The organism is Parvibaculum sp. (assembly GCF_002684405.1).
GTDB lineage: Bacteria > Pseudomonadota > Alphaproteobacteria > Parvibaculales > Parvibaculaceae > Parvibaculum.
Window position 1 is genome coordinate 1 of the sequence record NZ_NYVD01000146.1, and the last position, 6,575, is coordinate 6,575.

The following is a 6,575-nucleotide window of genomic DNA, read 5'->3' on the forward strand; positions in this document are numbered from 1 at the left end:
CCGGCGCCACGGTCGAGTGCCCCTATCATGGCTGGAAGTTCCGCACCGACGGCCATTGCGCGGAAATTCCCTCGCTGGTGCCCGAGCAGAATGTCGAGGTCGACAAGATCCGCGTGCGCGCCTATCCGACGCGCGAGGTGCAGGGCAATATCTGGGTCTTCATGGCCTCGCCCGACGAGCCGGACCGCGTACCGGAGATCGACCCGCCCGTCATGCCCGATATCGGCGATGCAGCGACCCCGCGGCTTCGCGAAACGATGGTCTTCAACTGCCATATCGATCACGCCGTGATCGGCCTGATGGATCCCGCGCACGGCCCCTTCGTGCATCAGTCCTGGTACTGGCGCAGCGCGCGCTCCATCCATGAAAAGGCGAAAGAGTTTGCGCCCGCCGATTTTGGCTTCAAGATGGTGGAGCACCGGCCCTCCAGCAATTCCTTCGCCTACAAGCTTCTGGGCGGCGCGCCGACCACCGAGATCAGCTTCCGCCTGCCGGGCATCCGTATCGAGCACATCAAGGTCGGCAAGCATCGCGTCATCGGCCTGACCAGCGTGACGCCGGTCGACGAGGCGCATACGGAGATCACGCAGAGCTTCTACTGGACCATGCCCCTCCTTTCGCTCCTGCGGCCCGTCGCGCGCGGTTTCGTCCGCGCCTTCCTCAAGCAGGACCGCGACATGGTGAACCTGCAGCAGGAAGGCCTGCGCTTCGATCCGCGGCTCATGCTCATCAATGACGCCGATGTGCAGGCCAAGTGGTACAACCAGCTCAAAAACGAGTGGGAAACCGCGCAAAACGAGCGCCGTCCCTTCGCCAATCCGGTCAAAGCCGCCACGCTGCGCTGGCGGAGCTGACCCTCCGTCCGGATTGCCGCCCGGACTGCCGCATGGCGCGTAACCGCCTGTCCAACACGGCTTTCATCCGAAATGGACGTGGTTAGACATGACTAAGCCCTTGTGCTTTGATTCACACAGGAGCGAATCGTTGCGCTTCACTTCCGCCGCGCCGTGAGCCCGGCGGGATGGAGCCCTATCTCCGGCCGGCGGGATGACCCAGAAACACGATGATGACGGCGTTCAACGCATTGCAGGCGCAAATGGCGAGCCTGCATTCGTCGTGCTGCCCGTGGCGCGCTACGACGCGCTGAAAAAGGCCGCCGAGCGCGACAGCGCCGCTGCGACGCTCGAACATGCGCTCACGCCCGTCCCCGCGCCGGTGGCGCGCCGCATCGCCAATGGCGAAAACCCCGTCCGCGTCTGGCGCGAACATCGCAGGATGAAGGCGATCGACCTCGCACGCAGCGCCGGTGTCGGCGCGCCCTATCTTTCGGAAATCGAGACCGGCAAGAAGGATGGCAGCTTCCGCACCATGGCGGCGATTGCCGATGTGTTGCGCGTCTCGCTCGACGATCTCGCGCCCGTCACCGATACCGGGCGCAAGCGGGCCCGGCAGCGCGCCGCGCTCATCAACAGCGTCAATGCGCAGGTCCGCACATTGCTGACGCTGGTGGGCGGCGATTTCGACACGGCGGCGGTGCGCCGCGCCGTGACGCAGCTCGTGTCGGATGCCGTTTCGCTCAAGATGCAGGATCCCGAGCTTGCAGGCTGGATCGACGACATGCTGGAAAGCACGCGCATGGTGCTCGACCTGATCGACCGGGCCGAGCAGGACATTATCGACACCGCGCAGCGCGCACGGCTTTCGCTTGAAGAGCTGGTGAGCGGTCCGGGTTTCCGGCGCAAGATGGCAGTCGTGCTGGACGAAACCGGCGGCGACGAGGCACGCGAGACGGGGCCGGAGATCATCGCCGAGCTGACCCGCGCCTCGGCGGCGGACTAGGCTCCCTCGCCTTCCGCCCGTCCGGCTTCGGTCCCCATAGCGACATCCCAATAGCGCAACGCGACATCGGCCTTGTCGGCGGTAAGACTGTCGAACAGACCGCCGATCCGGTCGAGGTCCTGCTTGGTCGGCAGGCCTTCCTGACGGGCGTCCACCGTAACGACGATCAGTTCCCCGAACTCCTTTCGGGAAAGCGACATCGCCTTGGCAAACACCGCGAGCGGTTCGCCGCCATGATCGTTCAGTATACGGTACATGGTTTCCGGCCTGACCGCGGAGATCGCCGCCAGGTCTTCGGAAAACCTGTGCAGTTCGCCCTTGCCGACACCGGCAACCAGCGACATCAGCTTTTCACGGTCGATTTCGCGCGGCCGCCCCAATAGCGAAAGCGCCACGCGCATCGCATCGTCCATGCCGCGCAAACCCTCTCCATCCCCGAGAATGGGATCGAGGAGGTCGTGAATACGAGAGCGGTCGACGGTGAAGCGCTGCATGATTTCCAGCCGCTGCCCCCCTTCGCACCACCAGAACATAAGCTGCGCCAGACGCGCGGAGAGTTCGGACCGCGCCAGCAGCGGTTCGCGGAATTCCGGGTCGCTGGCGCTTCGGGCCACGAGGATTTCGATGGCGCGCAGGGAAAGGCGCACGGACCGGTTGTTGAGCAGGCGGCAGATCGTGGCCGTCTCCCCATGCTCGATGATCTCGTCGGCAACGGCGCTCGAAAGCCCGCGCCTGCCTGCAATGATGAAACGATGCGGCTCATCGCTCTCCGACACGATCCGCACCAGATCGCCGTCCGCAAGCGGCATGCCTTCCAGCAGGATTTGCTCGGCAATCTTCACATCGTCGCGCGCCAGCGCCATGGCCAGTTCGCGCGGGCAATCGCTCTGCTGCCCCAGCCGTTCGGCCAGCCGCAGGCGCATCCCCTCATCGAGGCGGCTCACCAGCTGCGCCAGCACGCCGTCGAGCAGGCTGCGCTCCTGCGGCGGCACGAGATTACTCGGCAGCAGCGCCAGATCCGCGATCCGCCGCAACACGGTCTCTCCGTCCCGGCCGGTATCGGCAGGCGCGTCGACGGTCCTATTCTGCGTAATGCCCAGAGCCATTTACGATGCGGGCGCGACGTCGCGCGGCGCTCCTTGATAAATCCCGACCTCAGTGAAGCACCCGGCCTGTTAAAACCTCGTAAAGCATGATGGTCGCATTTGCGCCTTATCCGCCGCCTCCCTATCTTCGATGGCAAGACATGGTCCGGAAAAGGAGGCTGCGGCATGCCCCGATATGCACTCGCACTCACGCTGATTGGTGGAATTCTGCCGATTCTGGCCGGTTGCGCGGATATGGGCACACAGTCTTACGCCGACACCCCTGAATACAGGCAGGGCCATTCCGCGGGCTGCTGGGCGGCCACATCCGGCAAGAAAGATGCGGCAAACCGGAATGAAGCGCTCTACAAAAGCAGCAACGCCTATCGGGCGGGCTGGAAAGCGGGCTTCAATTCCTGCCGCGTCGACAGCGGCGCGCGGGATGCCAACGACCCGAACGCCGGGCGGTCCACCACCAGCCCGTTCGGCTACTGATTGAACATCGTGAGCAGGTCCCCCGCACGGGAACAGGACCTGGAGGGGGAGTAAAATATGCGTGCCGTTCTCGGTCTCATCGTCATCCTGATCGTCGCCGCCATTCTGGCGCCATTGCTCTATTACGGCACCGCGGACCCGTGCCGGATGCTGGCTCGGGAAATGGCCGCGGATGCCTACAAGCCGATGGCGAAAACGCTGGGCGGCGATCCGGACGACGTGCCCGAAAGCGTGGAACGTCCCATGCGGCTCATCACCAGCCAGATGTCGGGCCGGGAGTGCAGCGAAGAGCTTTGGGACCGCTGGTTCGGTTCCGGCGGGAATTCGTGATCGCAAATGACGAGAACCGCCCGCTCGCGCATGGCCCTTATGGGCTTCGGTCTTGTCTTCGGGCTTACCCTGGCCCTGACGGCGTTCGTCCAGACGGGGGAAGCGCGCCCGCGCATCTCCACGGGCCGCGAGCTTTACGACGCCTGCAAGGTTCTGTCGGCCTGGCACCTCAATCCGGTCGGACATGCGCCGATCCCTGCACGAAGCTGCCGCCAGTACATCGTCAACTATTTCACCGTGATCCATTATCTTCATACGGATGAAGCGGCGAAGAAGATATTCGGCAATTCCGCCAAGGATCCCTATGCCTGTCTTAACCTCGATGGACCGAGAAGCTACGACCAGCTTGCCTCGCGCATCGTCCGCACGGCGGAATGGCACCCGGAGCTCATGGACGCGGATGCGGTGAAACTGATAAGCCGCACCTTCCTCGACAGGCCGCCCTGTTCGGACGGCACGAACTGAGGGCCCGCCGACAGCGACCTCTTCCGTTTCGTGTATATTGATCGGGGAGAAGGCCGGTCCATAGGTCAGAGTCGAGTTCGATGAGTAAACTGAAGATAGCGCTTGGGCAGATGCGGATCGATGACGGGCGCGCGCCCGACAATCTGCAACGTATCGAAGCGATCATCGAAGAGGCCGGACCGGCGCATGACCTCATCGTCCTGCCGGAAACCGCGACAAGTGGATTTGCCGACCGCGCAAGCGTGGCGGCGGTTGCCGAACCGCTGACCGGTCCGACCGTCGAAAGACTGGGCGCACTCGCCTCGCGCCATTCCTGCGTCATCGCCATCGGCCTTCCGGAACTGAGCGGCGACGATCTGTTCAACACCGCCGCCGTCATCGGCCCCGGCGGTCTTCTCATGGCCTATCGCAAGACGCATCTCTGGCGCGACGATCTCGCCATCTTCCGGCCCGGCTCGGAAGTGACGGTTGCGGATGCGGATGCGGGCGGCTACAGGCTTGGCGCGCTCATCTGCTACGATGTCGAATTCCCCGAGCCAGCCCGCCTCGCCGCCGCGCGCGGCGCGGATGTCATTGCCCTCAGCAACGGCAATATGGACCCTTATGGCGAGGTTCACCGCCGCGCCGTCGCCGTCCGCGCACAGGAAAACCAGCTCTTCCTCGCCGTCGCCAATCGTGTCGGCGACGGCAAGGGCATGAGTTTTGCCGGCGGCAGCATGGTCGCCGGGCCCGACGGCGGCACGCTTCTGGAAATGGGCACCGAAGAAGGCATCGGCTCCGTCGAGATCGACCTCAACCGGGTCGGCTTGTCCCGCCGGGACTATTGCTATCTCGATGAACGGCGGTTTCGGGTCGAAGGGGACGCCGCGGTCAATCCAGGCGCGTGACGGGCGGCGGCGCCCAGATGCCGTCCAGCACGTCCGGCTTCGGCCAATAGACCCTGAGGTTCATCGAAAAACTGCCGGAGGCCGGCGCGGGCAGCCAGTTCGCCTGCCGCTCGGGCTCCGACGGCTGGTCGCGCTGGATATAGAGATCGAGCGACCCATCCGCATTGAAATGCAGCTTGTCCCGGTCGCCGATGGCAAAGCGGTCGATCGGATTGGCCGCGAAGAGCTGTTTTTCATTATACATCGTGAGCGACCAGAAGGCCCGCGCAGGCGGTATCTGCTCCGGCTCGAAATGCATGACATATTTCGTCGCGCTGTCGAAGGGATTGCCGTCCTCCTGCGTCCAGGCACTGGGATAGACCGCGTCTTCGACCGGCACCGCGCCGAGGCCGAAATAGGCGATCACCGCGCGCCGCATATAGTCCGTTCCATAGGTTCCCATCGGATGGGCGATCAGGCGCCAGCCATTGACGAGATTCCCTGTGCGGAACATCGCGACGCCTATTTTTTCCCGGCCCAGCGCCGGCGCCGCCTCGATGGCCGCCCGCACCTCCGGCGAAAGACTTTCCATGTCGAGCCCCTGCCCCGGCACGAGGCCGATGCGCGCCAGCCTGTCGAGCATCGGGTGATCGTCCACATGGGGTGGATTGCGGCGCAAGAGCTTTGCGAACAGGCCGAAGAATGTCGCCGCATCCATCGCAAAGACCTGATCGCTGGGGGCGGTCATATCAAGTTCCGGGTCGAAAGCAGGCGCGGGCGGCTCATAAGCAGCGCCGCCCCAGGCCGAGAGGGGTACGGCCTCGATCCCCGCCTGGAAGGCGCGGACCGCTTCGTAATCCTCTACGCCATTCGTCTGTGTGCGTCCGATCATCCAGCCGACAGGCGTCGGCGCGCGATAGGCTTTCACACCCGACGGCAGGTCGCCTTGCCAGTCCGGGCCGACAATCGCGAATGTCTGCGCATGCGTGCCCGTGGTGCGCGAGCCGGGCGCGGCAAAGACATGCGTCCACATATCCATCATCGGCAGCAGGTAATAACGCCCGCCTGAGTCCGGCACGGAAATCACCAGCGGTTCTTCGCTCACATCGAACCAGAGGGCCGAATAGAGCGTATCCGCATTGGGCCTGACGACCGCCGAAAAGCTGTCGTCGGGAAACTGCCTCATATGCGCGAAGCGGTTCATCGGCGCGCTCACCTGCAGGCTGTTCCCTCCCCGGTCGGGCCGCACATTGGTGAGTACGCGCCTGGAAATTTCCGCCACGACCAGCGGAAAGGCATAGATATACGCATCGACCGCAATTTCCTGCGCCATATCGGCATCGAGAGGCGATGCCGCGACAGTGTCATTCATGATTCATTTCCCGGATTTCAGGACCGCTGTTTTTGCCGGCGCGCAGACTAGTCCCGCCGATGGACAGTAATTGTCCCTGAAGGTACATTTTTGCTATGAACAGAGCGGAAATGGAAAAACGCC

8 protein-coding genes are annotated in these 6,575 nt (G+C 63.9%); 6 read left to right on the forward strand and 2 right to left on the reverse strand.

Translation table 11 applies throughout. From position 1 onward, the window contains the following. The coding region (locus CMI59_RS13835) for a Rieske 2Fe-2S domain-containing protein (protein ID WP_293328824.1) at window positions 1-854 on the forward strand (854 nt) is incomplete at its 5' end. Between the two features lie 193 nt (window positions 855-1,047). Further along, window positions 1,048-1,839, forward strand: coding sequence for a helix-turn-helix transcriptional regulator (locus CMI59_RS13840; protein WP_293328825.1), 792 nt, complete (start codon window positions 1,048-1,050; stop codon window positions 1,837-1,839). On the opposite strand, the gene CMI59_RS13845 is transcribed toward CMI59_RS13840, so the two are convergent. Beyond that, on the reverse strand, window positions 1,836-2,945 hold the full coding sequence (locus CMI59_RS13845) for a DUF2336 domain-containing protein (RefSeq protein ID WP_293328826.1): 1,110 nt from the start codon (window positions 2,943-2,945) through the stop codon (window positions 1,836-1,838). The two genes, CMI59_RS13840 and CMI59_RS13845, sit on opposite strands and share 4 nt — an antisense overlap. A 165-nt stretch (window positions 2,946-3,110) precedes the next feature. Between CMI59_RS13845 and CMI59_RS13850 the strand changes: the two genes are divergently transcribed. From CMI59_RS13850 to CMI59_RS13865, 4 genes are all read left to right on the forward strand, one after another. Further along, a complete protein-coding gene (locus CMI59_RS13850; RefSeq protein WP_293328827.1) occupies window positions 3,111-3,419 on the forward strand; it encodes a hypothetical protein in 309 nt (102 codons plus the stop codon). A gap of 57 nt (window positions 3,420-3,476) precedes the next feature. Continuing rightward, window positions 3,477-3,749: a hypothetical protein gene (locus CMI59_RS13855; RefSeq protein WP_293328828.1), complete on the forward strand. Its 273-nt coding sequence runs from the start codon at window positions 3,477-3,479 to the stop codon at window positions 3,747-3,749. A 6-nt stretch (window positions 3,750-3,755) separates the two neighbouring features. Next, entirely contained in the window at window positions 3,756-4,214 is a 459-nt protein-coding gene (locus CMI59_RS13860; RefSeq protein WP_293328829.1) for a hypothetical protein, read from the forward strand. A gap of 80 nt (window positions 4,215-4,294) precedes the next feature. Continuing rightward, complete coding sequence (locus CMI59_RS13865; RefSeq protein ID WP_293328830.1) at window positions 4,295-5,101, forward strand: nitrilase-related carbon-nitrogen hydrolase; 807 nt, start codon at window positions 4,295-4,297, stop codon at window positions 5,099-5,101. Here CMI59_RS13865 and CMI59_RS13870 read toward each other — a convergent pair. Then, window positions 5,085-6,452 carry a DUF1254 domain-containing protein gene (locus CMI59_RS13870; protein ID WP_293328831.1) on the reverse strand — a complete coding sequence of 456 codons (1,368 nt, stop codon included), beginning with the start codon at window positions 6,450-6,452 and terminating at the stop codon, window positions 5,085-5,087. The genes CMI59_RS13865 and CMI59_RS13870 overlap by 17 nt on opposite strands. Between the last annotated feature and the right edge of the window lie 123 nt (window positions 6,453-6,575).